This is a genomic window from Achromobacter sp. 1014246743 (assembly GCF_059760725.1).
On the sequence record NZ_JCBANA010000069.1, the window covers coordinates 13,636 to 36,515 of the forward strand.

The window sequence follows — 22,880 nt, forward strand, 5'->3', positions numbered from 1 at the left end:
TACCTCAGGAGCGCGCGGCCGCTTCGTCGGCCACGGGGTTGGAGAGCGTGCCGATGCCCGAGACTTCCACCTCGACCACGTCACCGGGTTTCAGGAAACGGGGCGGCGTGAAGCGCACGCCCGCGCCGATCGGCGTGCCGGTCGAAATGACGTCGCCGGGTTGCAAGGTGGTCCAGGTGGAGATGTAGCGGATCAGTTCATCGAACGGGAACATCAGGTTGGCGGTGGTGTCGTGCTGGCGAATCTCGCCGTTGACGCGGGTGGTGACGGTCAGCGGCGCGCGGGGGTCGAACTCGTCGGCGGTGACGAGCCAAGGGCCCATGGACCCGCTGGCGTCCCAGTTCTTGCCTTGGGTGACGTTGAACTTGCCGTGGCGCAGCCAGTCGCGGATCGTGCCTTCGTTCAGGCAGGTCAGGCCGGCCACGTGCGACCAGGCGTCGGCTGCGGCGATGCGGCGGCCGGCCTTGCCGATGACCAGGGCGATTTCACCTTCGTAGTCCAGCTGTTCGGATTCCGGCGGCCGCAGCAGCGGCTGGCCGTGGCCCACGAACGACTCGGGAAAGCGCGGGAACACGCTGGGGTATTGCGGCGGCGCGCTGCCGTCTTTGTATTCCTCGTTGCGGTTGCCGTAGTTGACGCCCACGCAGATGATCTTGCCGGGCGCGGCAATGGGCGGGCGCAGCGTCAGGGCCGACAGCGGCAACGTGGCGTCCAGGTTCGCGGCCAGGTCGGCCAGGCGCGGCAGGGCGCCGGCCGCCAGCACGGCGTGCAGGTCGGCATGGCCAAGCTGGCTCAGGTCGACGACCGAGTCGCCGCGCAACAGGCCGAAGCCGGCGCGGCCCTGGTGTTCAAAGGACAGGAGTTTCATGCGTCGAATCCAAAAAGGCGGGCCGGGTTGTCGACCAGAATTTTCTTGAGCCTGGCGTCGTCGCCCGCGTAGCGGTGCAACTGATCCACCAGGCGGCCCTCGTCGGGCGGCTGCTTGACGGACACCGGGTGGGGCCAGTCGCTGCCCCATACGACGCGGTCGGGGTTGGCGGCGATCAGGGCGTGGGCCAGCGGCACCACGTCGTCCCAGGGCGGGCCGGATCGCGACAGCTTTTCGGTCAGCGACAGCATTACCCAGAAGTTGCCCCGGCCCAGCAACTCGACCAGCTTGCGGCGCGTGGGGTCATCGGCCCCGACGGTGGGGTCGGCGCGGCCCATGTGGTCGATCAGCACCGGAATGTCCAGCGCTTCGAACTGCGCCGCCTGCGCCATCATGCCGTCGGGTTCGGGCTGGAATTTTGCGTACCAGCCCAGTTCGCGGATGCGGTCGATGGCGCGCTGGAACGTGGCCGGGTCCATGCTGATGCCCAGGCCCTGGCGGGTGAAGCGCGCGCCGCGCACGCCCGCGTCGTGCAGCCGGGCGATGTAGGCGTCGTCGCGTTCGGCCAGCACCAGCGCATTGGCGCAGCCGCGGTAGCCGGGGCCGGCCGTGGCCAGGCCGTCCAGCACCACCTGGTGGTCGGCGCCGTAGGTGGTGGCCTGCACGATGACGCCGCGCTCGATGCCTAGTAAACGGTGCAGGCGCAGCGCGGTGTCGATGGTGGCGCTGGGCATTTCATAGGCCGCGCCGGGGCGCACCGGGTAGCGGTCGACGGGCCCGAACACGTGGAACTGGCTGTCGCAGGCTTTCGGCGGCAAGGCCTTGGCCGGCGCGGTGGGGTGGGGGTGAAAGGGCAGGTATTGCGGCATGTTGGTCCTTGGTGTTGGCAGGCCCTAGCCCAGCACCGCGACGAAGTCGCATTCGATGAGCTTGTCGCCGTCCAGGTCCGCCTGCATGGTGTGGCGGGCAGGGCGGTCGGCCGGATCGGGAAAGGCGCGCAGCCACACGGCGTTGAGCGCCGCGCGCTGGCTGCGGTCGCGCATCCAGACGGTCATCTTGGCGATCTGGCCGAGGGACCCGCCGCCCGCTTGAACGATGCGGCGGATGTGGTCGAACATCAGCTCGCACTGGCGCTCCAGCGTGTCGCCATAGGCGCCCGTGGCCGGGTCCGTGCCCTGGATGCTGCCGGAATACAGCAGGTTGCCGACGCGGCAGGCGGCGGGAATGGGGTTCTTGTGGCTGAAGCCTTCGGCATAAATGCTTTGTCGTGTCATGGTGTGTGGCCAGGGAAGGGAATCGGGGGGCGGGCAGGGTCGGTCGGCGCCACGGGGCGCCTTGTGCAGACCCTAGTTGGCGGTGATGCCGGCGCGTTCGATGATGGGCGTCCAGCGCGCGTCTTCCGCGGCCAGGTAGCGGGTGAAATCGGCGGGCGAACTGGCCTGGGCATCGGCGCCCAGTTCCTGGAAGCGCTGGATGATGTCGGGCTGGCGCAGGATCTTGTCCAGCGCCTGGCTCAGTTGCGCCAATACCTCGGGCGGCGTGCCCTTGGGCGCCAGCAGGCCAGTGAAGGTGGCGGCTTCCATGCCGGGCACGCCGGCTTCGGCAAAGGTGGGCACGTCGGGCAGCGACGGCACGCGCTGCGCCGTCGTCACGGCCAGGCCACGCGTGCGGCCTTCCTTGATGTACGGCAGCGATACCGAGATCTGGTCGAAATTGAAGTCCACCTGGCCGCCCAAGAGGTCGGTGGTGGCGGGGGCGTTGCCCTTGTATTGCGCCGTGGTCCAGCGTGCGCCGGTCAGCGATTGCAGCAGTTCGCTCACCAGGTGGTTGGTGGTGCCGGCGCCCGGCGAGGCCATGTTCAGCTTGCCCGGTTCCTGCCTGGCCAGCGCCAGCAGGTCGCCCAGGGTCTTGACCGGCAGGCCGGGCCGCACCTGCAACACCAGCGGCGTGTACGACACCGAGCTGATGGGTTCGAAATCGCGGTCCCACTTGTAGGCCTGGCGCTTGAAGATCAGCGGGCTGAACAGCAAGGGGCCGTTGGCCGCCATGAACAGCGTGTAGCCGTCGGGCGCCGAGCGCGCCACCTGTTCGCCTGCGATCATGCCGCCCGCGCCCGGCTTGTTTTCCACGATGAACGGCTGGCCGAACGCCGCCTGCAGGCCCGGCCCGATCAGGCGCGCGGCCACGTCCACATTGCCGCCGGGCGGGTAGGGCACCACGATCTTCACGGGTTTGTCGGGCCAGGCGTGGGCCAGGGTGGTCACGGCGGTCAGCGCCAGGGCGGTGCAGGCTTTGGCAAGCGGGTGCATGGGTTGTCTCCTTGGGTTGTTCTGTTGTTTGCACAGACTCTAGAAACTTGCCCGCCGGGCGACAACGCCAAAAATTCGAAAAAGTCCGAATGTTGGACTTATTGCGGGAATCGCGGTTTGTCCGGATTCACCGCCCCCTGGAAAACCCGGGAAAATGGGCGCAAAGCTATCGTCGGCCGCGGTATTGGCCGGCTTTTCAGGTTCAATATATGGACGTCTTGTGATGCGTATCGCCGCCCCGGAACTGACCCCCGAACAAACCTACAAGCTCATGAGCGGCATCGTGGTGCCGCGCCCGATAGCCTGGATCACCACGCTGGGGCCGGGCGGCAAGGTGAACCTGGCGCCGTTCAGCTGCTATACCTTCGTGTCCAACACGCCGCCGATGCTGGGCGTGAACATCGGCCGCAAGGCGGGGCTGCGCAAAGACACCGCCCGCAATATTCTTGAGCACGGCCATTTCGTGGTGAACATCGGCAATGCAGACCTGCTCGATGCCATTCACGCCAGCGCCGAAGAGCATCCGCCCGAAGTCAGCGAAGCCGAACTGCTGCAGCTGGACGTGCTGCCGGGCGAGGCCATCGCCACCCCGCGCCTGGCCGCGGCGCCCGTCAGCCTGGAATGCGTGCTGCACAGCGTGACGCCGTTTGGTGACACGGGCGCGGAATTCTTCGTCGGCGAAGTGCGGCTGTTTCACATCCGCGACGGGCTGGCGCGCGACGGCAAGATCGACACCACCTTGCTCGACCCCGTCTGCCGCATCGGCGGGCCGAACTACGCGCGGCTGGGGCCGCTGATCACCAAGCGCACGCTGCGCCAGACGCCCAAGTCGGTCATGGGGCAGGACGCGCCATGAACGCGCGGGCGGGTGGCATAGCGGGCGACGGCGACGCACTGCGAGGCACGGCGGACGATGACCATACGCCGCGCGGCACGGCGGCGGGCAACGAGGCCGACGACGCGCTGCCCGGCGCGCAGACCGTGCGCCGCGCCATGGCAATCCTGCGGCTGGTGGCCTGCGGGCAAGAGCGGGGCGTGCGGCTGATCGACCTGGTGCGCATGTCGGGCCTGAACCGGCCCACCGTGCACCGCCTGCTCAAGACGCTGGTGCAGGAAGGGGCCGTCGAGCAGGACGCGGCCACCCGGCGTTACCTGATCGGCGGCGAGATCAGCCTGCTGGGCCTGGCACGCACGCGCCGCTTTCCGCTCTTGACCCTGGCCGATCCGTATCTGGCCGAACTGGCTGACCAGGTGGGCGACACCGTCTTCCTCAGCGTGCGCCACGGCCACGATTCCATCTGCATTGGCCGCAAGACCGGGCATCATCCGATCCAGGTGCTCTCGATCGAAGTGGGCGTGCGCCGGCCGCTGGGCCTGGGCGTGTCGGGCGTGGCGCTGCTGTCGTGCCTGGACGCGTCGGAAAGCGCCGCCATCGTGCACGCCAACGCCGCACGCCTGGCGGTGGCGGGGGAATCGGTCGATGATATCTTGCGGCGCGTGGACCAGGCACGTGCCAGCGGCATCGCGTATGCGCCCAACGGGCTGATGCCGGGCACCAGCGCGGTGGCGCTGGCGATTCGGGCAGATGATCGCGAACCGCTGGGCGCGGTGACGGTGACGGCCATGGCCGACCGGCTGGCCGGCGGCCGCCTGGCCCAGGTGGCCGAACGCATGCGCGACCGGGCGCAGGCCATCGCGCGGCGCCATGCCGAGGTCAGCGAACGGCGGCGGTAGGCTTGGGCAGTGCGTAAACGCGGGTGTCGCGGCCGTAGTGCGTTTCGTTGGCCTGGTACACGAAGCCCAGCTTGTGCAGTACGCGCTGCGAACCCAGGTTGTCCGGCCAGGTGACGGCAAACAATGCCGTGATGTCCAGCGTGCGCCAGGCATAGTCGCACAGCTGGCGCGCGGCCTGGGTGGCGTAGCCGCGGCCCCAGGCGGCCTGCTGCAGGCGGTAGGCCAGTTGCAGCCGGCCGGTGTCTTCCAGGCGGGTCAGGCTGATCCAGCCGACGGCCGCGCCGTCCGGCGCCACCACGGCCCAGTGGCCGATAGCGTCCACCGGTTGCTGCAGCCAGTCCAGCAATTCCTGGCGGCGCGCGTCGGTGGCCGGTTTCACGCCGGTGCTGTGGCGCATGACCTCGGGGTCGGACTCCAGGGCCAGGATCATCGGCACGTCGTCTTCGCGCAGGCGGCGCAGGGTGACGTCTGCATGTGGGGGCATAGGGGCGGGGCGTGAATGGGATGAATGCCATGATAGCGGCCGCGCCGACGACCACTTGCCAATTAATAGTTAGCCGCCATACTATATGCCACCATATTTCATGAGCCAAGTCCATGCCGCAGCCCGTTCGCCCCATGCTGGAACCCAAGCACCACGCCCTGCTGGACGAGGCCGCGCGTCGCGGCCTGCCCTCGTGCGATGGCATCGAACTCTGCTTCCAGGTCCTGGCCTTGGCCCGCGCCATTGACCGCGACTGCGCCGCGCGCCTGGCGCCCAGGCAGCTGTCCGAAGGCAAGTTCGTGCTGCTGTTCCTGCTGCATGGGCAGGCCGGCGGCCTGCCGCCCCACGAACTCGCGACGCGGGCTGGCGTGACGCGGGCCACGGTGACGGGGCTGCTGGACGGCCTGGAGCGCGACGGCTTCGTGCAGCGCCAAGCGGGGCAGCAAGATCGGCGCATGATCACCGCGCGGCTGACCGCCAAGGGCAAGACGACGGCGGCCAAGCTGTTCAAGGAACACGCGCAATGGATCGGATCGTTGTTCGACGGCCTGTCGCCGGCGGACCGTGCGCAGTTGAGCACGTTGCTGGGCAAGGTCTGGCAGGGCACCGACAGCGGCCGCGCCGCGTTGCTGGAGCAAGCCCGATGACCGCCGCATCCGCACGCAAGCCTGCTGGCCGCGGCGTGAAGGACATCGATGCCAAGCGCCTCGCACAACTGAATGCGGGCGCCCCGGCCTTGCACCTGACCGAATGCCTGGCGGTGGACTTTGCGCAGCTGATGCAGGCGGTGGCGCCGGATGTGGGCGCCGTCGGACTGGAACAGATGCGCGGCGCCGCCACTGCCGGCATTTCCAGGCGCATGGCGCTGGCGGCAGGCATCCTGCAGGCACAATTGGGCGCCGACGCCTTCGCGCTGATGGCCGGGCATGCGTCGGACACGGTGCGCGGATGGGCCTGCTTCATGGCGGGCGCGGCACCGGGCCTGTCGCTGAAGCAGCGGCTCGCGTGGATTCAGCCGTTGGCCGATGACGCGCATTTCGGCGTGCGGGAATGGGCCTGGCTGGCCGTGCGCCCGGCGCTGGCGGCCGAGCTGGATACGTCGATTGCGCTGTTGCGTCCCTGGACGACGCACCCATCAGAGCGGCTGCGCCGCTTCGCCAGCGAGTCGTTGCGGCCGCGCGGCGTGTGGTGCGCCCATATCGCGGCGCTCAAGGCCGACCCGGGCCGCGCCTTGCCGCTGCTGGAACCGCTACGCGCGGACCCGGCGGTGTATGTGCAGGATTCGGTGGCGAACTGGTTGAACGATGCCAGCAAGGACCAGCCGGCCTGGGTCAGGGCGGTGTGCACGCGCTGGGGCAAGGAAAGCCCGGTGGCCGCCACCCGGCGTCTATGCACGCGGGCCTTGCGCACCATCGGCGCTCAGGCCAAGTCGGGATAGTCGCCTATCCCGATCGTTGGGCCGGTATGCGCCGGCCGCGTTCAATACGTCAGCGACGCCCCCGTCACGACTTCGTACAGGAACCGGTCCAGCCGTTCGGTCTGGCCGTCCGGCCGGTCGAAGAAAGGCGCTTTTTCCAGGGCCGTCAGCGTGGCTTCCAGATAGGCGTGGATCAACGGAAAGCGCGGGCCTTCCCTGGCCTCGCCGGCCTGCATCTTGATGGCCAGCAATTCGTTGATCTCGTCGCGCAGCGCGGGGTCGGTGACCATGGTGTCGGCCAGGTCGGCAAAGCGCATGGGCGGAATGCCGCGGCCGCTGTCGATCCATTGCGCGGCCAGCACCGGGCGCAGCACGTACAGGTATTTCTTCAGGCGCACGGTGTCGCCTTGCAGCGACTCGCGAAAGTTGCGCCCCGCCATGGCCACGTAGTGCCAGCGGCCCTTCATCTGCGAGAAATACTCGCTGCGAAAGTGCCGCAGCCAATCGCTGGTGGCGTCGTCCTGGCGGTACAGCACGGGCGAGTCCAGCCATTCGAACAGCGTGGGGTTGGACCCGCGCAGCAGTTGCAGCGCCTTGCGCAGTTCCCAGCCGGACACGTCCAGTTCATCGTCAATCGGCAGCTCGATGACGTCGCGCTGCGGTGACACGCGCAAATACCAGTCCAGCTTGTGCACGTACAGGAAGCGCACGTCGTAGTCGCTGTCGGGCGAGGCAAAGCCCCAGCCGCGGCTGCCGGATTCGCAGGCGAGCAGCACGCGCACGTCGTGGCGCTGTTCGATGTGTTCCAGGGTGGCCATGACGCGTTCGCGAATGGCCGGATCGATGGGGTGGGCGTGCAGGATCGAAGTCATCCGCAGATGCTATCACTGCGAACGATGCCGTGCCGCGTCAGGCGCCGCGCGCGCATGGCGGCCTTCGGTGCTGGGTCGCTGCCTTGCGCGCCGCCGACGCGGCGCATCGTTCAACCCGCCGCTTCCGCCGCCAGCGCGGCCTGCACCGCGGGGCGCGCCTCGATGCGAGCCTGGTAGTCGGGCAGGCCCTGCCAGCGCGCCAGGTCGATGTCGAACTGCGCCGCCCACCGCAGCACCGTGTACAGATAGGCGTCCGCCACGCCGTAGCGCTCGTCCAGCAGCGCCTGCCGTCCGCGCAGCGCCGCGGCCAGGTAGTCCAGCCGCTTTTCCAGGCGCGCCTGCCACCAGGTGCGCGCGTCCTCGGGCAGGGCGCGATTGAACAGCGGCCCGAAGCCGCCATGGATTTCGGTGGAAATGAAATTCAGCCATTCCTGCAGCCGGCTGCGGGCCCAGCTGCCGGCGGGCGGGGCCAGGCCGGCCTCGGGGCGCAGGTCGGCCAGGTACTGCACGATGGCCGGGCCTTCGGTCAGCACCTGGCCGTCGTCCACTTGCAGCGCCGCGACGTAGCCCTTGGGGTTGATGGCCAGGAAGTCGGCGCCGTCGACGGTGCGCTTGGTCTGGTTGTTCACTCGCACCCGTTCGAAGGGCAGGGCCAGTTCGCGCAGCACGATGTGCGGCGCCAGCGAGCAGGCGTTGGGGGCGTAATACAGCTTCATGCGGGCATCCTGAATCAATCGCAAAAGGGGGTTCCAGGCGTCAGCATGGGGCCGCCGCAGAAATCCGTAAAATTAAGCTTTCAGAAACAAGACATAAGTTGAACTGATGCCATGATGAACCTGATCCATTGGCGGCTGCTGCTGGCCGTGGCCGACGCCGGCAACATCACGCATGCCGCGCGGCAGGTGGGCATGACGCAGTCCGGCGCCAGCCAGGCCATCGCCCAGCTCGAACAGCAACTGGGCGCGCCGCTCTTCACGCGGGAACGCCGCCAAAGCGTGCCCACGGCGCTGGGCCTGCGGGTGGCGCAGGAAGCCCGCGCCATGCTGGCATCGCTGGGCCGCATCCAGACGCTGGCGCGCGAGGCCTCGGGCACGGCGGGCGGGGTGCTCCGGCTGGCCAGTTTCCCCATGGTGTTTTCGACCATCCTGCCGCCGGTGCTGCGGCGTTTTCGCCAGCTGCATCCGGGCATCGAGGTGATCGCGCTGGAAGCCAGCGACAGCGAGGTCGAAGACCTGCTCGCCGCCGGCACGGTGGACGTGGGCGTGGTGCTGAACCCGCCGGCCCGCCGCCGCACCTGCCCGCTGGGCGCGGACGACTGGGTGGCGGTGCTGCCGGCGGCACACCCGCTGGCGCTGGGCGCGTCGGTGCCCCTGGCGCAATTGGCGGCGCAGCCGTTTGTACTGGCCACCGGCGGCTGCACGGCGCACGCGGGCAGCGTGGCCGCCGACGCCGGACTGGCCCTGACCGACGTGCGCGCCCAGGTCATGGAATGGTCCAGCGCCTTTGCGCTGGTGCGCGACAACGTCGGCGTGGCGCTGGTGCCCGAGCTGACCTTGCCCGAGAATCGCCGCGGCCTGCGCGTGCTGCCGCTGGCGGCGCCCGTGCAGCGGCGTTTCGCGTTGGCGGCGTCGGAACCGGCCAAGGACGCGCCGGCCGTCCAGGCGCTGTTCGATATGTTGCGGCGCGATGACAGCCCTGGCCGCGCCCCGCGGCCGCGCGGCGCGCACGGTCATCGCGCCGACATGGCGCCGCGCTAGCATCGCGTTTTTCGGCGAGGCAACATGATCATCCGCAATGCAGAGGTCGGCGACAGCGCCGACATCGTTGAACTGCTGGCCCAGTTGGGCTATCCCGGTACGCAGGCGTTCGTGCCCGGGAAAATCGAGCGCCTGCTGGGCCACCGCGACGCCGAACTGCTGGTGGCCGAGGACGGCGGCCGGCTGCTGGGATTCATCGGCCTGCACTTCATGGTGCAGCTGGCCTTGCCGGGCGACTTCTGCCGCATCACCTATTTCTGCGTCAGCGATTCGGCGCGCGGCAGCGGCGTGGGCCGGGCGCTGGAAGAGGCGGCCGCCTCGCTGGCCGTGGCGCGCGGCTGCGACCGCATCGAAGTGCATTGCCATGAACGGCGCGTGGACGCGCACCGCTTCTATTACCGCCAGGGCTACGAGGAATCGCCGAAGTACCTGATGAAGCGCTGCCAGCGCTGAAAGGCCTTGCGGCGCGGCGCGTTCAAGCCGCCGCCAGCGCCGCGGCCAGCGTACGCGCCGCCGGCCCCAGCGGCTGGTCGATGCGGTGCGCCAGGTAGACCTCGGTCGCCACCTGGCTGCCGCGTCCCAGGCCGCCGGCGGGCAGGCGCAGCAGGCGGCCTTCGGCCAGGTCGCGTTCCACCAGCCACAGCGGCAGCCGGCCCCAGCCCACGCCGGCCAGGATCAACGCATGCTTGGTGTCCTGCCCGCTGACCCGACAGGTCTGCGGCGACAGCACGGCAAAGTCGCGGCCGTCGCTGAGCGTGGACGGATCGGTCTGCACCACTTGCACATGGTCGGCCAGGTCGGGCGTGGCCAGCGGCTGGCCGTCGGCCACGCGCGCGGCCAAGGGATGGCCCGCGCCCACCACCGCCACCATCTGTATCGACGACAGCGCCTGCAAGGCAATGCGCGGATGCCGGAAATGCTCGCCCGCGACGATGCCCAGCTGGTGGCTGCCGGCCAGCAGCGCGGCAATCGGCCCGCCCAGCGGCAGCACCGCCACGCGCGTGGCTACCGACGGATAGACCGCGCGCAGCCGGTTCAGCGCGGCGCCCACCTGGGCAATGGGATACAGCGTGTCCACCACCAGCGACAGTTCCAGCTCGACCCCTTCGCCCAGCCCCTGGGCGCGGGCCCGCATGGCATCCACGCGCAGCAGGATATCGCGCGCATTGGCCAGCAAGGCCTGGCCTTCGGGCGTCATGACGGGGCGGTGGCCGCTGCGGTCGAACAGCCGCACGCCCAACTGCGCTTCCATGTTGGCAATGGCGTGGCTGACGGCCGATTGCACCCGCGCCAACTGCCGCGCGGCGGCGCGGAAACTGCCGGTGTCGGCCACGGCGGCAAACACGCGTAGCTGGTCCAGGGTCAGGGCGTCTATCATCGGGGGCTTGATCTGTTTTTTAGATCGGTTCCATCAAAAGATTATCACTTATCAGAATCGGCTCCGCCCGGCATGCTGGTGGCTTCGCCAAGCGAGGAGAGGCAAGGATGGACAAGGCAGAAGACGCGGCGCAGGCCGGCCAGCCGGCAGTCACGCGCTGGGGCGCGGTGCTGGCGATCGTGGGCGCAGGCGTCGTGGCGTCGTTGCAGGTGGGCAAGGTCATCATCGCGGCGCCGCTCTTGCGCCGCGACCTGGGGCTGGACCTGGCGTCCATCGGCACGCTGACGGCCGTGTTCTCGATCCTGGGCGTACTGGGCGGCATTGCGGCGGGCGGCATCATCGCGCGGTTCGGCGCGCGCCGCATGCTGTTGTGCGGCCTGCTGGCCACGGCCCTGGGCACCGCAGCGGGCGCATTGGCGCCGGGTTATGGCCCCTTGCTGGCCTCGCGCGTGGTTGAAGGCCTGGGGTTCCTGCTGATCACCGTGGCGGGGCCGGCGGCCTTGCAGCGCATCGTGCTGCCGTCCAGCCGCGACCTGGCCTTTGCGCTCTGGAGCTGCTATATGCCCACCGGCATGGCCGTGGCCATGCTGGCCTCGCAGGCGTTTGGCGATTGGCACGCCTACTGGTGGTGCGCCGGGGCCGCGGTGCTGGTGGCGCTGGCCTGCGTGGCCGCGCTGGCGCCGGCCACCCCGGGCGGCAAGGGGCTGTCGTGGGCCGGTTTGCGCCAGGACACCACCGACACCCTGGGCGCCACCGGGCCGCTGCTGCTGGCCGCCTCGTTCACGCTCTACAGCCTGATGTTCTTTGCGCTGTTCACGTTCCTGCCGGTGTTGCTGATGGACAAGCTGGGCCTGCCGCTGGCCACCGCCGGGCTGTACAGCGCGGCGGCCAGCGCCGCCAACATCATCGGCAACCTGGGGGCGGGCGTGCTGCTGTCGCGCGGCTGGCGGCGGTCTACCTTGATCGCCTGCGCCAGCGCGGCGATGGGCGTGGTGGCGCTGCTGATCTTCCGATCGGTGTTTCCGGCGATGCCGACCTTTCTCCTGTGCGTGCTGTTTTCGGCGGTGGGCGGGTTGATCCCGGCCACGCTGCTGGGCACCGCGCCGCTGGTGGCCCCCCGGCCGGCGCTGACGGCTTCGGCCGTCGGCCTGGTGATGATGGGCAGCAACCTGGGCCAGGTGATCGGCCCGGTCACGGTGGGCGGCGTGATCGACCGCTATGGCTGGGCGCAGGCCTCGCTGATCGTCGCGGCCGCGGCGCTGGGCGGCGTGTTCATCGCGTGGCGGTTGCGCCGGCTGGGCGGGGCGGGGTTGTAGGCGCAGGCAGGATCGTTGGCGCAATCCGGACGGCGCCATCGGCACGGAACGATAGCCCGGGGCGATACCGGCAAGGCAGGCATGGCGGTGGCCGCGCACGCGCCGCACGCCCGTGCAGCGGTCACGCGTCGGGCCTATCATGCAAGCTCGTCCTTCCTGGAGCCACCATGTCTTTTACGCCTGTCCCGCGCCTGGTCATCTTCGATTGCGACGGTGTCCTGATCGATAGCGAAATCATTGCCGCGCGCGCCCAGTCGCGCGCGCTGGCCGAACACGGCATTGCGATCACGCCGCAAGAGGCCGCCCGGCGCTTTGCCGGCATTCCCGACGCCGACATGTGGCAGACGCTGCAAGACGAAAACGCGCGTGTGCTGCCCGAGGATTTTCCGCGCCAATACGCCGACCGGCTGCAAGACACCTTCCGCCAGGAACTGCGCGCGCTGCCCGGCGTGCGCGAAACCCTGGCCGCGCTGCGCGAGCGCGGCATCGAATTCTGCGTGGCGTCCAGCAGCACCCCGCCCAAGCTGGAAGCCGCCCTCAAGCTGGTGGGCCTGTGGGATGCATTCGCGCCGCACGTCTTCAGCACGGCGCAGGTGGCGCACGGCAAACCCGCACCCGATGTGTTTCTGTTCGCCGCGCGCCAGATGCGCGCCGCCATCCTGGACTGCGTGGTGGTCGAAGACAGCGTGCCCGGCGTGCGCGCCGCCCGGGCCGCGCGTATGCGGGCGGTGGGCTATGTGGGCGCCTCGCACAACGGCCCGGACCAGCGCCAGCGCCTGCTGGACGAAGGCGCGTTCGAGGTCATCGACGATCTGCGGCGGCTGACGGACATCATTTAGTCGCCTGCGGTCAACGCCGTTGCGCCACTGCCGTGATGCCACTGCCGTGACGACACCCCGGTCAGGCCGCCGCGGGCACGGCTTCGGGCTTGACCCGCACTGCGCGCAGCACCCCGATCACCAGCAGCGCGATGCCCACCAGCGTCAACGGCTGCGGCAGGCTGCCGCGCAGGATGAAGGCGTAGGCCAGCGCCGCCAGCGTCTCGAACACGATCAGTTGCCCGGCCAGGGCGGTGGGCAGGCGCTGGCTGGCTTCGTTCCAGCACAGCGTGCCCAGCCACGACGAGAACAGCCCGATGACGATCATCAAGCCCAGGAACACCTCGGGCCGAGGCCCCAGCGGCATGGCAAAGCCGCTGCCGGTGGCGGCCATGCCGCCCCACAGCAGGGCATAACCGGCCAACGCCAGCGGCAGCGTCGCCACGCCCTGGGCGGTGGCCCAGGTGCGCGGGCTGCGGCCGGGGTGGTCGCGCAGCCAGTCGGCGTTGCGCAAGGGGTACCAGGTCCAGCAGGCCACGGCGCCCAGCGCCAGCACGGCGCCGATGGCGTAGCGCGTCAGGTCGGCGTCGGCCTCCTGGCGCAGCGCCTGCAACTCGACCTGGTTGACGCAGCCGATGCCCAGCGCAATCAGCGCCAGCGACGGCGCCAGCCGCTTCCAGGGCAGCCGGCCGTCGCGCCGCGCATTGCGCAGGTTGGCGCAGATGGCAATCACCACGGGCAGCGTGCCGATGATCATCGTGGGCACGGGGCCGCCGGCGCGCTGGATGGCGCTGGCCAGGCACAGGTAATAGAGCAGGTTGCCAATCGCCGCCAGCTTCAGCGCTTCGATCCAGTCGGCGCGGGTCAGCTGGCGCAGGGCCCGGCGGTCCAGCCAGGCCAGCGGCAGCGCGATCAGGCCGAATGCCAGGTAGCGTGCCACCGATTGCAGGGCGGCGGGGTATTCGGGCAGCAACAGCGGGCCGACGAACACCAGCCCCCACATCAGGCCGGCCGCCAGCGCGTACAAGGTTCCTGCCCACATAAAGACTCCCATCGCGAATTCAATACAGACGGGCAGTCTAGCGATGAGGGCGGGGCGGGTCTTGTACCAGATTGCTGTGGCGTCGGGGGGCATGCCGTCGGCAGGGCCGTGCCGGCGGGTGGCGGACCAGGGCCTGCGCGAGACGGCTTTTTCTTGTGGGCAGGCCCTAGGCGCGCACTTGCTTCTGATAGCGGGCCGGCGTCACGCCATAGCGGCGGGTGAACGCCCGCGTCAGGTGGGCCTGGTCGGTCAGCCCGGCAGCCAGCGCCACCTGCGCCGGGGTTTCGCCCGCGGCCAGCAGGCGCTTGGCCTCGAACAGGCGCAGCGCCATCAGCATCTGCTGGGGCGTGGCGTGGTGCTGCGCCTGGAAACTGCGCAGGAAATGGAATGGGCTAAGCCCGGCCACGTCGGCCAGTTCTTCCAGCGACAGGCGCCGCGACAGGTTGGCCCGCAGGTAGTCGATGACCCGGGCAAAGCGCGGCACGGCGGCCGCCTGCAAGGGTCGAGGCACGCGGGCGTGGCGGCGAAATTCCGTCAGCAGCGCGTACAGGGCGCTGTCGAACGCCAGCGGTTCGCGGGCCTGCCACAAGGCGTCGAGCAGCGCGGTGACGCGCTGCGCGCTGGCGGCGTCGTGGCCCACGGCGCAATCGAACCACCAATCGGCTTCGCCGGTGACCCGCGCGACCACGGCGGGGTCGATGTAGGCCATGCGGTAGCGCCAGCCGCCTTCGGTTTCGGCCTGGCCGGTGTGCAGTTCGTCGGGGTTCATCAGCACCACCGACCCGGACGGGGCCAGGTGCTCGGCGCCGCGGTAGCGAAAGCGTTCGACGCCGGCTTCGATCGCGCCCAGGCCAAAGGCTTCGTGTGTATGCGGCTCGAAGGCGTGGCGGATGATGTGGGCGCGGTACAGCTCGACGCCGGGCCGATGCGCCTGGCGGCGAAATTCGGCACGGTCGTCGGGATGGTCGAACGCCTGCGGCACACCGGCGATGATCGGCTCGGCGGGCGCGGCGGCGCCGCGGGGGGAAGGCAACAGGGAAGCCATCCAGGAATTTAAACATGATCGGTCGCGCCGTGGCCGCGCGTGCCGCAAACGTCAGACCAATGCCCGCCCGTGGGGGGCGACTCGGACCCGCCAGCGGGGGCGGATCCGCCCGGCGCCAGGGTCGTGGCACTATTTTTCCGCCTCGCCCTCCTGCATGGCCGCCTGCCGCGCCAGCAGCATCTCGCGTTCACGGGCGTTCTGGGTCATGCCGGCCGCGCGTTCGAATTGCGCCGCGGCTTCGGCGCGCCGGCCCAGCTTGGCCAGCAGGTCGCCGCGCACACTGGGCAGCCAGTGGTAGTTGGCCAGCGACGGATCGCGGGCCAACTCGTCGGCCAGGTCCAGCCCGGCCTGCGGACCGAAGGCCATGCCGACGGCGACCGCGCGGTTCAGTTCCACCACCGGCGACGGCATGGCTTGCGCCAGCCGGTCATACAGCGCCACGATGCGCGGCCAGTCAGTGTCTTCGGCCTGCCGTGCCCGCGCATGGCAGGCGGCCAGGCCGGCCTGCAGCGCATAAGGCCCGTCGGCGCCGCCCAGGTCTTCGGCCCGCGCCAGGGCGGCCAGGCCGCGGCGGATCAGCAGCGTGTCCCAGCGGCCGCGGTCCTGCTCCAGCAGCAGCACCGGGCGGCCCTGGGCGTCGCTGCGGGCATGCAGCCGCGAGGCCTGCAATTCCATCAGTGCCACCAGTCCGTGCACCTCGCTTTCCAAAGGCGCCAGTTGGGCCAGGATGCGCCCCAGCCGCAACGCTTCGTCGCACAGCGCCGGCCGCATCCAGTCCTGCCCCGAGGTGGCGGAATAGCCTTCATTGAAGATCAGGTAGATCACTTCCAGCACCGACGCCAGGCGCGCCCCGCGCTCTTGCGGGCCGGGCACCTCGAAGGGCACGCCGGCCGCGGTCAGGCTGCGCTTGGCCCGCACGATGCGCTGGGCGATGGTGGATTCCGACGCCAGGAAGGCACGCGCGATCTCGGCCGTGGACAGCCCGCCCAGCAGGCGCAGCGTCAACGCCACCCGCGCCTCGGTGGACAGCACCGGGTGGCAGGCCGTGAACACCAGCCGCAGCAGGTCGTCGCCGATGTCGTCCTGGCGCGCGGCATCCAGCGCGTCGACGAAATCGGGTTCCACGTCGGCCTGCAGCGCTTCCAGTTCATGCCCGATCTGCTCGTGCTTGCGGTGGTGGATGGCGTCCAGCCGCAGGCGGTCGCGGGCGCGGTTTTTGGCGGTGGTCATGAGCCACGCTCCCGGGTTGTCCGGCACGCCGCTGGTCGGCCAGCGCTCCAGCGCGGCCACCAGCGCGTCCTGGGCCAGTTCTTCGGCCAGCCCGACATCGCGCACCAGGCGCGCCACGCCGGCAATGACGCTGGCGGCTTCGATACGCCAGACGGCCTCGATGGCGCGGTGCGTGGCGGCGGCGTCCGGCGGGGTCATGCCTGCGGGGTCTCGCCCGGCACCATGTGGAACACCTCCCAGATGTGGCCGTCCAGGTCGTCAAAGCCGTGGCTGTACATGAAGCCGTGGTCCTGCGGCGCGCGCGGCGCGGTGCCGCCGGCAGCGGTGGCGCGGGCCACCAGGTCGTCGACTTCGGCGCGGGACTCGCACGACAGCGCGATCAGTACTTCGGTGCTTTGCGTGGCATCCGCGATGGGTTTGCCGGTAAAGCCCTGGAAGAAGGGTTTCACCAGCAGCATCACGTAGATGTTGTCGCCCACCACCATGCAGGCGCCCTGGTCGTTGGTGAACTGCGGATTGAAGGTGAACCCCAGGCTTTTGAAGAAGGCCTGCGACTTCTGCATGTCGCGGATGGGCAGGTTGACGAAGATCTGTTTGTGCATGGCGTGTCTCGGTTCAGGGGAATCAGCGGCCGTTGCCGGGCAGGGCGCGAAAACGCTCGATGGCCTCGCCGGCGCCCAGGTCGTCCAGTTCGTACAGCTGGCGCACTTCGATTTCGCACGGCTGGTCGGGGAACGGTTCGGGAAAGCGCAGCGTCCATTGCAGGGCTTCTTCGCGCGATCGCACCTGGATCAGGGTGTAGCCGGCGATCAGTTCCTTGGTGTCGGCAAAGGGGCCGTCCACGACCTTGCGCTGGCCCTTGCTGTCGTACTGGATGCGCCAGCCGGCCGACGTGGGCCGCAAGCCGTTGGCATCGAGCAGCACGCCGGCCTTGGCCAGGGCCTCGTGGTAGGTGCCCATGGCGGCGAGCAGGCTGGCATCCGGCAGCAAGCCGGCTTCGCTGTCGGACGTGGCGCGCACGATGATCATGAATCGCATTGCAGTCTCCTGGTGTCGGTGGCAAGGCCCCACGATTCGGGGCTTGTACCGGCACGACGCATGGCGCAGCGGCAAATCGACATCGCCATCCCTGATCTAGGGTAAATACCTAGTCAACGGGGCGGCTGCTGGCCGGTGTCCGCCTACGGCCGCCCGGCCGCGGCCTTACAGGAAACAGGGCCCCAGTTCCCGCACTTCGACCGTGGCCCACTGGGCGGCCGGGCACTCGGCCGCCAGCTTCAAGGCTTCGTCACGGCTGTCGGTGGTCAAGAGGAAAAAGCCGCCGATCATTTCCTTGGCTTCGGCGAACGGGCCGTCGACCAGCGTGCGCTGGCCGCCCCGTACCCGCAGCCGCACGCCTTCGGCGTCGGATTTCAGCGATTCGGCGGCTTTCAGCAGGCCGCGCGACTGCAGGCCTTCGGCATAGCGCAGCATCTGCGCGTAGGCCTCGCGGCCTGCTTCCGGCGTGCGCTCGGCGCGTTGGCCCGTCGGTTCGACAATCAGCAGCATGTACGGCATGGATTCTTCCTGGTGAACGGCGCCCGGGGCGCGCTTGCAAGGCAGGGGCAGGCCGCCAGATTACAGCGGTTTGGCGCGCGCCGGGAGGCCCCGCTTCGGGGCCTGGCGACCCGATTCAGTCCTGCGGAAAAATGCGTTCGAGCGGCATGCCGAAGACCCGGGCGATGGCGAAGGCCAGCGGCAGGCTGGGGTCGTAGCGGCCGGTTTCGATGGCGTTGACGGTCTGGCGCGACACGTCCAGCTGTTCAGCCAGCGTTGCCTGGCTCCAGCCGCGTTCGGCGCGCAGGTCGCGGATGATGTTTTTCATCGGTTGCGCAGGTAGGTGATGGTGCTGGCGCCGACCCAGGCGATGGCCATCAGGGGCCAGACAAAAAACATGCTCAGCTTGGGAAAGCCGGCCAGCTCCAGGAAGCCGTAGGTGAATGTGGCGCCGGCGGTGATCGCGGCAGCAACGGCCAGGTGTTCGACGGTGGTCTTGCGCATGAACTCGTCGGATTGGCGGATCTGCCGCACCACGGAACGGATGATCAGCAAGATGCCCAGCACGGGGCTGGCTAGCAGCGCGGTGCGCAAGGCGCCGGATTCGAGCCGTGCGCCGGCATACGCCGAGGCGGCTACCAACGCCGCGTAGAGCGCCATCGCGACGCCGAATTCCTTGAGATAGCGGCGCAGGGCCAGCTTCTGATTCATGAGGGCAATCTCCGATTGTGTAAAGCGTGCTTGACATTCTGGGGGTGGGGTGTCGGTGTGTCAAGGTTGCTTTACATGGGTGGCAAAAATAAAACCGGCCGAAGCCGGTTGTGCTGACGTGAGGTCAGGAATTGCCGGGCGGGGCCGCAGCAGGGGCTTGCGCCTGGCCCGTGGCCGCCGGGGCAACGCCGGCCTGGGACGCGCGGGTCCGGGCCGTCGAGGATTGTGCCGTTTTTGCGTCTGCCGCCTTGGGCTGGGCCGGCTGTTGCGCTGCCGTGATGTCCATGATCAGTTCCACCCGGCGGTTCGCGGCGCGGCCCGCGGGGGTGTCGTTCGACTCGATCGGACGCGTTTCGGCATAGCCCACCGCGCGCAGGCGGCTGCCCGCCACGCCGTCGCGCACCAGTTCGCGCAGCACGCTGGTGGCGCGGCTGCTGGACAGTTCCCAGTTCGAGGCGAACTGGCGCGTCTGGATCGGCACGGGGTCGCTGTGGCCTTCCACCGACACCTGGTAGGCGTTCTTGTTCAAAATCACGGCCAGGCGCTTGATCACGTCCAGCCCGGCCGGGCTGAGCGTGGCCTGGCCCGACGGGAACAGCAGTTCGTTGCTGATCCGAAAGCTCACCGATTGCTCGTTGATGATGACATCGACCGACTTGCCCAGGTCGCCCAGGCCCAGCGATTCCTTGGACGGCGCCTTCAACGGCTTGGCGGCATCGGCCACCACCACGCCGTCGGCCGGCGGTTCGGAGCTTTCCGCGGCGGCCGCGGCAACCGGCGCGGGCGGTTCCGCCCAACTGGCCGGAATGGCGACCGCATCGAATTCGGAATACTCGCCGTCATAGGTCGGCAGGCCCTTGGTCGCCAGCGTGCCGACCAGGTCCACCTGTTTGTCGCCGGCCTCGTAGAAGCCGCCGTGCAGCCGCGACACCGCCAGCAGCACCACCAGCATGGCCAGCAGCAGCGTGATCAGGTCCAGGTAGCTCAGCAGCCAGTTCTCGGCGTCCTGCTCGACCGTTTCCTCGACGTGCCAGCGGGCGTAGCGGTCCTTGCGGTCGCTTTTGCTGGGGCGCCAGCCGCTGTTGGCCGCCGCCTTCTGCGCACGCATCTGGGCCTGGCGGGCCTGCTCGATCCGCTGCGCCAGGGAAGGAGAAATCAGGCTCATTGGCGCGCGGCGGCGGGGCGGGTAATGGATACGGGCTTGGCGGCGGCCGGGGCCACCTGGCCTTCGGCCTTGGCGCGCGGGGCCGAAGCGCCGCCGTCGTAGATTTCGTCTTCGACGTGCATCACGAACGAATTCAGCGTTTCGCGCACCACGGCCGGGCCGCGCTTCTCGCACATCATGGCGATGCCCTGCAGCACCATGTTCATGGATTCCACGCGGCGCGCGGTACGGCGTTCCAGCTTCACGGCGATCGGCTTGCAGACCAGGTTGGCCAGCAAGATGCCGTAGAAGGTCGTCATCAGGCCGATGGCCAGCTGCTGGCCGATCATCGTCATGCTGCCGTCGCCCAGCACCGCCATCAGGTTGATCAGGCCGATCAGCGTGCCCAGCATGCCAAAGGCGGGCGCGAACGTGGCCATCACGCGGAACATCTGCGCCTCGGCCATTTCACGGGCCCGCAGCCGCGACACGCGCCACTGCAACAGCTCGATGATCTGCTCTTCCGGGGTGTTGTCGATGATGAGCTGCACGCCGGTGCGCAGGAACGGGTTGGTGACCTTTTTCAGCTCCTGCTCGACCTTGTGCACGTCCGTGTTCATCCACAGCTGCGCCATCGTCACCAGTTCTTCGATGTCGCGCTGCTGGTCATGCTGGTCGTTGCGGAACACCGTCACCACCAGCTTGAACACCCGCATCACTTCGGACAGCGGGTAGGCGATGAACAGCGCGGCGCAGGTGCCGCCCAGCACGATGGCCAGGCCCGGCAGGTTGAAATACAGGCCCGGGTCGGTGGCGGCCAGCGCCACGACGATAACCAGGGTAAGCAGGCCGACGACGGCGCCGATGACGGTAGACGGATTCATGGATCTTGCCCGATAGCTGGGGCACTCCGTTCACGGAATGCCGGATGGTGGCAAATTCTAGCCACGGACCGGGCCGGCCAATCGGGAAGAAAACGGGGCGAAAGGGGCGGTAAGCGCCGGCTTAAACCGCTTTTCAGGGGGCGCGCCGGGGCGCGTCCCGGCAGAAAAAACAGGGGCGGATTACGGGGCGAACCGAAGCGGGATCGCCCGCCGTCAATCCGCGGCCCCGGCCGGGCGGGCAGCCTGTTGCCGCCGCGCCCGCCATTCCTCGCGGGCGATCTCCCAGACTTCGGCCTGCATGCGGCCCGAGACAAAACCGCGTTCTTCCGTGGCCACCAGGCGCATGCCGGTGCGCCGCGACAGGTTGCGCGAGCCGTCGTTGGCGACGGCCTTGGGCGCCCGCAGCACCGGTTGGTCCAGCACCTCGAACCAATAGCCGGTGACGGCCTCGCTGGCCTCGGTCATGTAACCGTGGCCGCGAAAGTCCGGGTCCAGCCAGAAGCCGCGGTGGTTGCCGGGGTCGTCCTGCATCAGGCTGATGAGGCCGATCAGGCGGTCGGGTTCGGCGCGCGTGCGCAGCGACCAGTGCCACTGCACGCCGCGCCGCATCGCCGGCAGCGCCACCCGTTCGACGTAGGTGCGTGCGCCGTCCGGCGGGTAGGGCCAGGGCACTTGGTCCGCCAGGTAGCGCACCACTTCCCATTGCGGAAAGATGCGCTGGATGGCCGGTGCGTCGTCCAGGCACAGCGGCGGCAGGATCAGGCGGTCGGTGGCAAGCGTGGGCAGGGCGGCGGCGTCGGGCATGGGGGCGGGTCGTTCGGGGCCGGGGTGGGGCGAGCGGATATGTATATCATGGGCGACATATCGCGGCAGAAGGCCGTGGGTGCTGCGCGGTCATTGGCAGCATCCCGGCCGCCGCAGCAACGGAGAAGAATATGAATGCCAACGAAAACGTCAGCATGGCGCTTTTTTGCGACTTCGAGAACGTGGCGCTTGGCGTGCGCGACACGAAATACCAGAAGTTCGACATCCGCCCGGTGCTCGAGCGCCTGCTGCTCAAGGGCAGCATCGTGGTCAAGAAGGCCTATTGCGACTGGGAACGCTACAAGGAATTCAAGGCGCCCATGCACGAGGCCAATTTCGAACTCATCGAAATTCCCCACGTGCGCCAATCAGGCAAGAATTCGGCCGACATCCGGCTGGTCGTCGACGCGCTGGACTTCTGCTACACCAAGTCGCACGTCAACACCTTCGTCATCATCAGCGGCGATTCCGATTTCTCGCCCCTGGTGTCCAAGCTGCGCGAGAACAACAAGAAGGTGATCGGAGTGGGCGTCAAGCAATCCACCTCGGACCTGTTGATCGCCAATTGCGACGAATTCATTTTCTATGACGACCTGGCCCGCGAAGGCCAGCGCGCCGCCGACGCCCGCCGCGACAACCGCGGCGCGGCCAGCCCCGCCCAGCGCCGTTCGCCGGACGAAGAACGCCGCCGCAAGGAAGAGATCGAGGCCCGCAAGACCCAGGCGGTGGACATGGTGGTCGAGACCTTCGAGGCCCTGATGGCCGAACGCGGCGACAGCGGCAAGATCTGGGCCTCCGCCCTGAAAGACGCGCTCAAGCGGCGCCGCCCGGATTTCAACGAGTCCTACTACGGCTTTCGGGCGTTCGGCAACCTGCTGGACGAGGCCCAGTCGCGCGGTTTCCTGGAAGTGGGCCGCGAAGAAAAATCGGGCACCTACGTGTACCGCGACACCGCGGGCGGCGGGCAGGCGCGGGCGGGCGGCAAGTCCGCCGTGCGCGCCTTGGCGTCGACGGCAGCGGGCGCTGACGCCTCGCCAGAGGCCGCCACGGCTGACGAGGCCGACGCCAGGCCGGCCCGCCATGCACGCGGCGGCCGCAAGCAGCCGGAGGCCTCGGGTGGCCGGGGCGGCCGCGGGGGCACGGGCCGCGCCTCGGGGCGTCATGACTCGGGCCGCGAGGGGGATGAGCCCGTGGCATTGCCGCTGTGGGGCGTAGAGCCGGCCGCCGCGCCGTCGCAGGCATTTGAGGCCGACGCGGGGCAATCGATGCCTGCGGGCGCGTTCTCGGGGCCGGCCGGCAGCGAATCGCCGTTCGAGGCGCCTTCTGCGCCGCCGTCGTCCGATGCCGCGCCGCCTGCCGACAACAAGGGCCGGCGCGGTTCGCGTGGCGGACGTACGGCGGCCAAGAGCGCCCGCCACGCGACAGCGGCTGCTGCGGAATCAACCGGGTCGACCGTGGCGTCGACGCAGGCCCCGGCCAGGGGGGCGCCTGCCGCGGACGCTGCCGCTGCGGAATCGGCGCAGTCCCGTCA

General features: G+C 69.2%; 28 protein-coding genes. 9 read left to right on the forward strand and 19 right to left on the reverse strand.

What is annotated here, in order from left to right:
* Window positions 1-4 precede the first annotated feature (4 nt).
* The 4 genes from AC6LJ2_RS24070 to AC6LJ2_RS24085 form a co-directional block, all read right to left on the reverse strand.
* Window positions 5-868 (reverse strand): fumarylacetoacetate hydrolase family protein, encoded by an 864-nt coding sequence (locus tag AC6LJ2_RS24070; RefSeq protein WP_498152337.1) that lies wholly within the window; start codon window positions 866-868, stop codon window positions 5-7.
* Window positions 865-1,737, reverse strand: coding sequence for an amidohydrolase family protein (locus AC6LJ2_RS24075; RefSeq protein ID WP_498152338.1), 873 nt, complete (start codon window positions 1,735-1,737; stop codon window positions 865-867). The genes AC6LJ2_RS24070 and AC6LJ2_RS24075 overlap by 4 nt, the downstream gene beginning before the upstream one ends.
* Window positions 1,738-1,761: 24 nt before the next feature.
* A complete protein-coding gene (locus AC6LJ2_RS24080) occupies window positions 1,762-2,142 on the reverse strand; it encodes a RidA family protein (RefSeq protein ID WP_175195161.1) in 381 nt (126 codons plus the stop codon).
* 72 nt (window positions 2,143-2,214) lie between these two features.
* Window positions 2,215-3,177, reverse strand: coding sequence for a Bug family tripartite tricarboxylate transporter substrate binding protein (locus tag AC6LJ2_RS24085; RefSeq protein ID WP_498152339.1), 963 nt, complete (start codon window positions 3,175-3,177; stop codon window positions 2,215-2,217).
* A gap of 223 nt (window positions 3,178-3,400) precedes the next feature.
* Between AC6LJ2_RS24085 and AC6LJ2_RS24090 the strand changes: the two genes are divergently transcribed.
* On the forward strand, window positions 3,401-4,033 hold the full coding sequence (locus AC6LJ2_RS24090; RefSeq protein WP_263913097.1) for a flavin reductase family protein: 633 nt from the start codon (window positions 3,401-3,403) through the stop codon (window positions 4,031-4,033).
* Window positions 4,030-4,911: an IclR family transcriptional regulator domain-containing protein gene (locus tag AC6LJ2_RS24095; RefSeq protein WP_263913098.1), complete on the forward strand. Its 882-nt coding sequence runs from the start codon at window positions 4,030-4,032 to the stop codon at window positions 4,909-4,911. Before AC6LJ2_RS24090 ends, AC6LJ2_RS24095 begins: the two co-directional genes overlap by 4 nt.
* Here the strand turns inward: AC6LJ2_RS24095 and AC6LJ2_RS24100 are convergent.
* A complete protein-coding gene (locus AC6LJ2_RS24100; RefSeq protein ID WP_445656588.1) occupies window positions 4,892-5,395 on the reverse strand; it encodes a GNAT family N-acetyltransferase in 504 nt (167 codons plus the stop codon). The genes AC6LJ2_RS24095 and AC6LJ2_RS24100 overlap by 20 nt on opposite strands.
* A 113-nt stretch (window positions 5,396-5,508) precedes the next feature.
* Here AC6LJ2_RS24100 and AC6LJ2_RS24105 point away from each other — a divergent pair, with 113 nt between their 5' ends.
* Together AC6LJ2_RS24105 and AC6LJ2_RS24110 are read left to right on the forward strand one after the other, a co-directional pair.
* The gene (locus AC6LJ2_RS24105) at window positions 5,509-6,042 is read left to right on the forward strand and encodes a MarR family winged helix-turn-helix transcriptional regulator (protein ID WP_263913100.1); all 534 of its coding nucleotides are present in this window, start codon (window positions 5,509-5,511) and stop codon (window positions 6,040-6,042) included.
* Window positions 6,039-6,833 (forward strand): DNA alkylation repair protein, encoded by a 795-nt coding sequence (locus AC6LJ2_RS24110; RefSeq protein WP_498152340.1) that lies wholly within the window; start codon window positions 6,039-6,041, stop codon window positions 6,831-6,833. The genes AC6LJ2_RS24105 and AC6LJ2_RS24110 overlap by 4 nt, the downstream gene beginning before the upstream one ends.
* A gap of 41 nt (window positions 6,834-6,874) precedes the next feature.
* Here the strand turns inward: AC6LJ2_RS24110 and AC6LJ2_RS24115 are convergent, their stop codons facing one another.
* Window positions 6,875-7,684 (reverse strand): nucleotidyltransferase domain-containing protein, encoded by an 810-nt coding sequence (locus AC6LJ2_RS24115; RefSeq protein WP_263913102.1) that lies wholly within the window; start codon window positions 7,682-7,684, stop codon window positions 6,875-6,877.
* A 110-nt stretch (window positions 7,685-7,794) separates the two neighbouring features.
* A complete protein-coding gene (gstA, locus tag AC6LJ2_RS24120; RefSeq protein ID WP_498152341.1) occupies window positions 7,795-8,400 on the reverse strand; it encodes a glutathione transferase GstA in 606 nt (201 codons plus the stop codon).
* 111 nt (window positions 8,401-8,511) lie between these two features.
* On the opposite strand from gstA, the gene AC6LJ2_RS24125 reads away from it, so the two are divergent.
* Window positions 8,512-9,441: a LysR family transcriptional regulator gene (locus AC6LJ2_RS24125; protein ID WP_498152342.1), complete on the forward strand. Its 930-nt coding sequence runs from the start codon at window positions 8,512-8,514 to the stop codon at window positions 9,439-9,441.
* Between the two features lie 24 nt (window positions 9,442-9,465).
* Window positions 9,466-9,894: a GNAT family N-acetyltransferase gene (locus AC6LJ2_RS24130; protein WP_263913105.1), complete on the forward strand. Its 429-nt coding sequence runs from the start codon at window positions 9,466-9,468 to the stop codon at window positions 9,892-9,894.
* A gap of 22 nt (window positions 9,895-9,916) precedes the next feature.
* Here AC6LJ2_RS24130 and AC6LJ2_RS24135 read toward each other — a convergent pair whose 3' ends face one another.
* A complete protein-coding gene (locus tag AC6LJ2_RS24135; RefSeq protein WP_498152343.1) occupies window positions 9,917-10,819 on the reverse strand; it encodes a LysR family transcriptional regulator in 903 nt (300 codons plus the stop codon).
* A 107-nt stretch (window positions 10,820-10,926) separates the two neighbouring features.
* Between AC6LJ2_RS24135 and AC6LJ2_RS24140 the strand changes: the two genes are divergently transcribed.
* Complete coding sequence (locus AC6LJ2_RS24140) at window positions 10,927-12,135, forward strand: MFS transporter (protein ID WP_498152344.1); 1,209 nt, start codon at window positions 10,927-10,929, stop codon at window positions 12,133-12,135.
* Between the two features lie 167 nt (window positions 12,136-12,302).
* Window positions 12,303-12,974: an HAD family hydrolase gene (locus AC6LJ2_RS24145; protein ID WP_263913108.1), complete on the forward strand. Its 672-nt coding sequence runs from the start codon at window positions 12,303-12,305 to the stop codon at window positions 12,972-12,974.
* A 61-nt stretch (window positions 12,975-13,035) separates the two neighbouring features.
* Here the strand turns inward: AC6LJ2_RS24145 and AC6LJ2_RS24150 are convergent, their stop codons facing one another.
* The 11 genes from AC6LJ2_RS24150 to AC6LJ2_RS24200 form a co-directional block, all read right to left on the reverse strand.
* Window positions 13,036-13,995 carry a DMT family transporter gene (locus AC6LJ2_RS24150; RefSeq protein WP_263913109.1) on the reverse strand — a complete coding sequence of 320 codons (960 nt, stop codon included), beginning with the start codon at window positions 13,993-13,995 and terminating at the stop codon, window positions 13,036-13,038.
* 166 nt (window positions 13,996-14,161) lie between these two features.
* A complete protein-coding gene (locus AC6LJ2_RS24155; RefSeq protein WP_445656580.1) occupies window positions 14,162-15,040 on the reverse strand; it encodes an AraC family transcriptional regulator in 879 nt (292 codons plus the stop codon).
* 129 nt (window positions 15,041-15,169) lie between these two features.
* The gene (locus AC6LJ2_RS24160; protein ID WP_498152345.1) at window positions 15,170-16,468 is read right to left on the reverse strand and encodes an RNA polymerase sigma factor; all 1,299 of its coding nucleotides are present in this window, start codon (window positions 16,466-16,468) and stop codon (window positions 15,170-15,172) included.
* Window positions 16,465-16,872: a VOC family protein gene (locus AC6LJ2_RS24165; protein WP_498152346.1), complete on the reverse strand. Its 408-nt coding sequence runs from the start codon at window positions 16,870-16,872 to the stop codon at window positions 16,465-16,467. The genes AC6LJ2_RS24160 and AC6LJ2_RS24165 overlap by 4 nt, the downstream gene beginning before the upstream one ends.
* Window positions 16,873-16,894: 22 nt before the next feature.
* Window positions 16,895-17,308: a YciI family protein gene (locus AC6LJ2_RS24170; protein WP_263913112.1), complete on the reverse strand. Its 414-nt coding sequence runs from the start codon at window positions 17,306-17,308 to the stop codon at window positions 16,895-16,897.
* A gap of 165 nt (window positions 17,309-17,473) precedes the next feature.
* Window positions 17,474-17,827, reverse strand: coding sequence for a YciI family protein (locus AC6LJ2_RS24175; RefSeq protein ID WP_263913113.1), 354 nt, complete (start codon window positions 17,825-17,827; stop codon window positions 17,474-17,476).
* A gap of 115 nt (window positions 17,828-17,942) precedes the next feature.
* A complete protein-coding gene (locus AC6LJ2_RS24180; protein ID WP_263913114.1) occupies window positions 17,943-18,134 on the reverse strand; it encodes a helix-turn-helix transcriptional regulator in 192 nt (63 codons plus the stop codon).
* Window positions 18,131-18,517, reverse strand: coding sequence for a hypothetical protein (locus AC6LJ2_RS24185; RefSeq protein ID WP_263913115.1), 387 nt, complete (start codon window positions 18,515-18,517; stop codon window positions 18,131-18,133). The genes AC6LJ2_RS24180 and AC6LJ2_RS24185 overlap by 4 nt, the downstream gene beginning before the upstream one ends.
* A gap of 124 nt (window positions 18,518-18,641) precedes the next feature.
* A complete protein-coding gene (locus tag AC6LJ2_RS24190) occupies window positions 18,642-19,682 on the reverse strand; it encodes an OmpA family protein (RefSeq protein ID WP_498152347.1) in 1,041 nt (346 codons plus the stop codon).
* Entirely contained in the window at window positions 19,679-20,545 is an 867-nt protein-coding gene (locus AC6LJ2_RS24195; protein ID WP_263913117.1) for a motility protein A, read from the reverse strand. Before AC6LJ2_RS24195 ends, AC6LJ2_RS24190 begins: the two co-directional genes overlap by 4 nt.
* 213 nt (window positions 20,546-20,758) lie before the next feature.
* Window positions 20,759-21,349: a GNAT family N-acetyltransferase gene (locus AC6LJ2_RS24200; protein WP_498152348.1), complete on the reverse strand. Its 591-nt coding sequence runs from the start codon at window positions 21,347-21,349 to the stop codon at window positions 20,759-20,761.
* A gap of 131 nt (window positions 21,350-21,480) precedes the next feature.
* Between AC6LJ2_RS24200 and AC6LJ2_RS24205 the strand changes: the two genes are divergently transcribed.
* A partial coding sequence (locus tag AC6LJ2_RS24205) for an NYN domain-containing protein (RefSeq protein WP_498152349.1) occupies window positions 21,481-22,880 on the forward strand: 1,400 nt, incomplete at its 3' end.

What these genes read in the sequence shown, in the direction of transcription:
- AC6LJ2_RS24070 (WP_498152337.1), bottom strand. Translation starts at nt 868, where the DNA reads ATGAAACTCCTGTCCTTTGAACACCAGGGCCGCGCCGGCTTCGGCCTG.
- AC6LJ2_RS24075 (WP_498152338.1), bottom strand. Translation starts at nt 1,737, where the DNA reads ATGCCGCAATACCTGCCCTTTCACCCCCACCCCACCGCGCCGGCCAAG.
- AC6LJ2_RS24080 (WP_175195161.1), bottom strand. Translation starts at nt 2,142, where the DNA reads ATGACACGACAAAGCATTTATGCCGAAGGCTTCAGCCACAAGAACCCC.
- AC6LJ2_RS24085 (WP_498152339.1), bottom strand. Translation starts at nt 3,177, where the DNA reads ATGCACCCGCTTGCCAAAGCCTGCACCGCCCTGGCGCTGACCGCCGTG.
- AC6LJ2_RS24090 (WP_263913097.1), top strand. Translation starts at nt 3,401, where the DNA reads ATGCGTATCGCCGCCCCGGAACTGACCCCCGAACAAACCTACAAGCTC.
- AC6LJ2_RS24095 (WP_263913098.1), top strand. Translation starts at nt 4,030, where the DNA reads ATGAACGCGCGGGCGGGTGGCATAGCGGGCGACGGCGACGCACTGCGA.
- AC6LJ2_RS24100 (WP_445656588.1), bottom strand. Translation starts at nt 5,395, where the DNA reads ATGCCCCCACATGCAGACGTCACCCTGCGCCGCCTGCGCGAAGACGAC.
- AC6LJ2_RS24105 (WP_263913100.1), top strand. Translation starts at nt 5,509, where the DNA reads ATGCCGCAGCCCGTTCGCCCCATGCTGGAACCCAAGCACCACGCCCTG.
- AC6LJ2_RS24110 (WP_498152340.1), top strand. Translation starts at nt 6,039, where the DNA reads ATGACCGCCGCATCCGCACGCAAGCCTGCTGGCCGCGGCGTGAAGGAC.
- AC6LJ2_RS24115 (WP_263913102.1), bottom strand. Translation starts at nt 7,684, where the DNA reads ATGACTTCGATCCTGCACGCCCACCCCATCGATCCGGCCATTCGCGAA.
- gstA (WP_498152341.1), bottom strand. Translation starts at nt 8,400, where the DNA reads ATGAAGCTGTATTACGCCCCCAACGCCTGCTCGCTGGCGCCGCACATC.
- AC6LJ2_RS24125 (WP_498152342.1), top strand. Translation starts at nt 8,512, where the DNA reads ATGATGAACCTGATCCATTGGCGGCTGCTGCTGGCCGTGGCCGACGCC.
- AC6LJ2_RS24130 (WP_263913105.1), top strand. Translation starts at nt 9,466, where the DNA reads ATGATCATCCGCAATGCAGAGGTCGGCGACAGCGCCGACATCGTTGAA.
- AC6LJ2_RS24135 (WP_498152343.1), bottom strand. Translation starts at nt 10,819, where the DNA reads ATGATAGACGCCCTGACCCTGGACCAGCTACGCGTGTTTGCCGCCGTG.
- AC6LJ2_RS24140 (WP_498152344.1), top strand. Translation starts at nt 10,927, where the DNA reads ATGGACAAGGCAGAAGACGCGGCGCAGGCCGGCCAGCCGGCAGTCACG.
- AC6LJ2_RS24145 (WP_263913108.1), top strand. Translation starts at nt 12,303, where the DNA reads ATGTCTTTTACGCCTGTCCCGCGCCTGGTCATCTTCGATTGCGACGGT.
- AC6LJ2_RS24150 (WP_263913109.1), bottom strand. Translation starts at nt 13,995, where the DNA reads ATGTGGGCAGGAACCTTGTACGCGCTGGCGGCCGGCCTGATGTGGGGG.
- AC6LJ2_RS24155 (WP_445656580.1), bottom strand. Translation starts at nt 15,040, where the DNA reads ATGGCTTCCCTGTTGCCTTCCCCCCGCGGCGCCGCCGCGCCCGCCGAG.
- AC6LJ2_RS24160 (WP_498152345.1), bottom strand. Translation starts at nt 16,468, where the DNA reads ATGACCCCGCCGGACGCCGCCGCCACGCACCGCGCCATCGAGGCCGTC.
- AC6LJ2_RS24165 (WP_498152346.1), bottom strand. Translation starts at nt 16,872, where the DNA reads ATGCACAAACAGATCTTCGTCAACCTGCCCATCCGCGACATGCAGAAG.
- AC6LJ2_RS24170 (WP_263913112.1), bottom strand. Translation starts at nt 17,308, where the DNA reads ATGCGATTCATGATCATCGTGCGCGCCACGTCCGACAGCGAAGCCGGC.
- AC6LJ2_RS24175 (WP_263913113.1), bottom strand. Translation starts at nt 17,827, where the DNA reads ATGCCGTACATGCTGCTGATTGTCGAACCGACGGGCCAACGCGCCGAG.
- AC6LJ2_RS24180 (WP_263913114.1), bottom strand. Translation starts at nt 18,134, where the DNA reads ATGAAAAACATCATCCGCGACCTGCGCGCCGAACGCGGCTGGAGCCAG.
- AC6LJ2_RS24185 (WP_263913115.1), bottom strand. Translation starts at nt 18,517, where the DNA reads ATGAATCAGAAGCTGGCCCTGCGCCGCTATCTCAAGGAATTCGGCGTC.
- AC6LJ2_RS24190 (WP_498152347.1), bottom strand. Translation starts at nt 19,682, where the DNA reads ATGAGCCTGATTTCTCCTTCCCTGGCGCAGCGGATCGAGCAGGCCCGC.
- AC6LJ2_RS24195 (WP_263913117.1), bottom strand. Translation starts at nt 20,545, where the DNA reads ATGAATCCGTCTACCGTCATCGGCGCCGTCGTCGGCCTGCTTACCCTG.
- AC6LJ2_RS24200 (WP_498152348.1), bottom strand. Translation starts at nt 21,349, where the DNA reads ATGCCCGACGCCGCCGCCCTGCCCACGCTTGCCACCGACCGCCTGATC.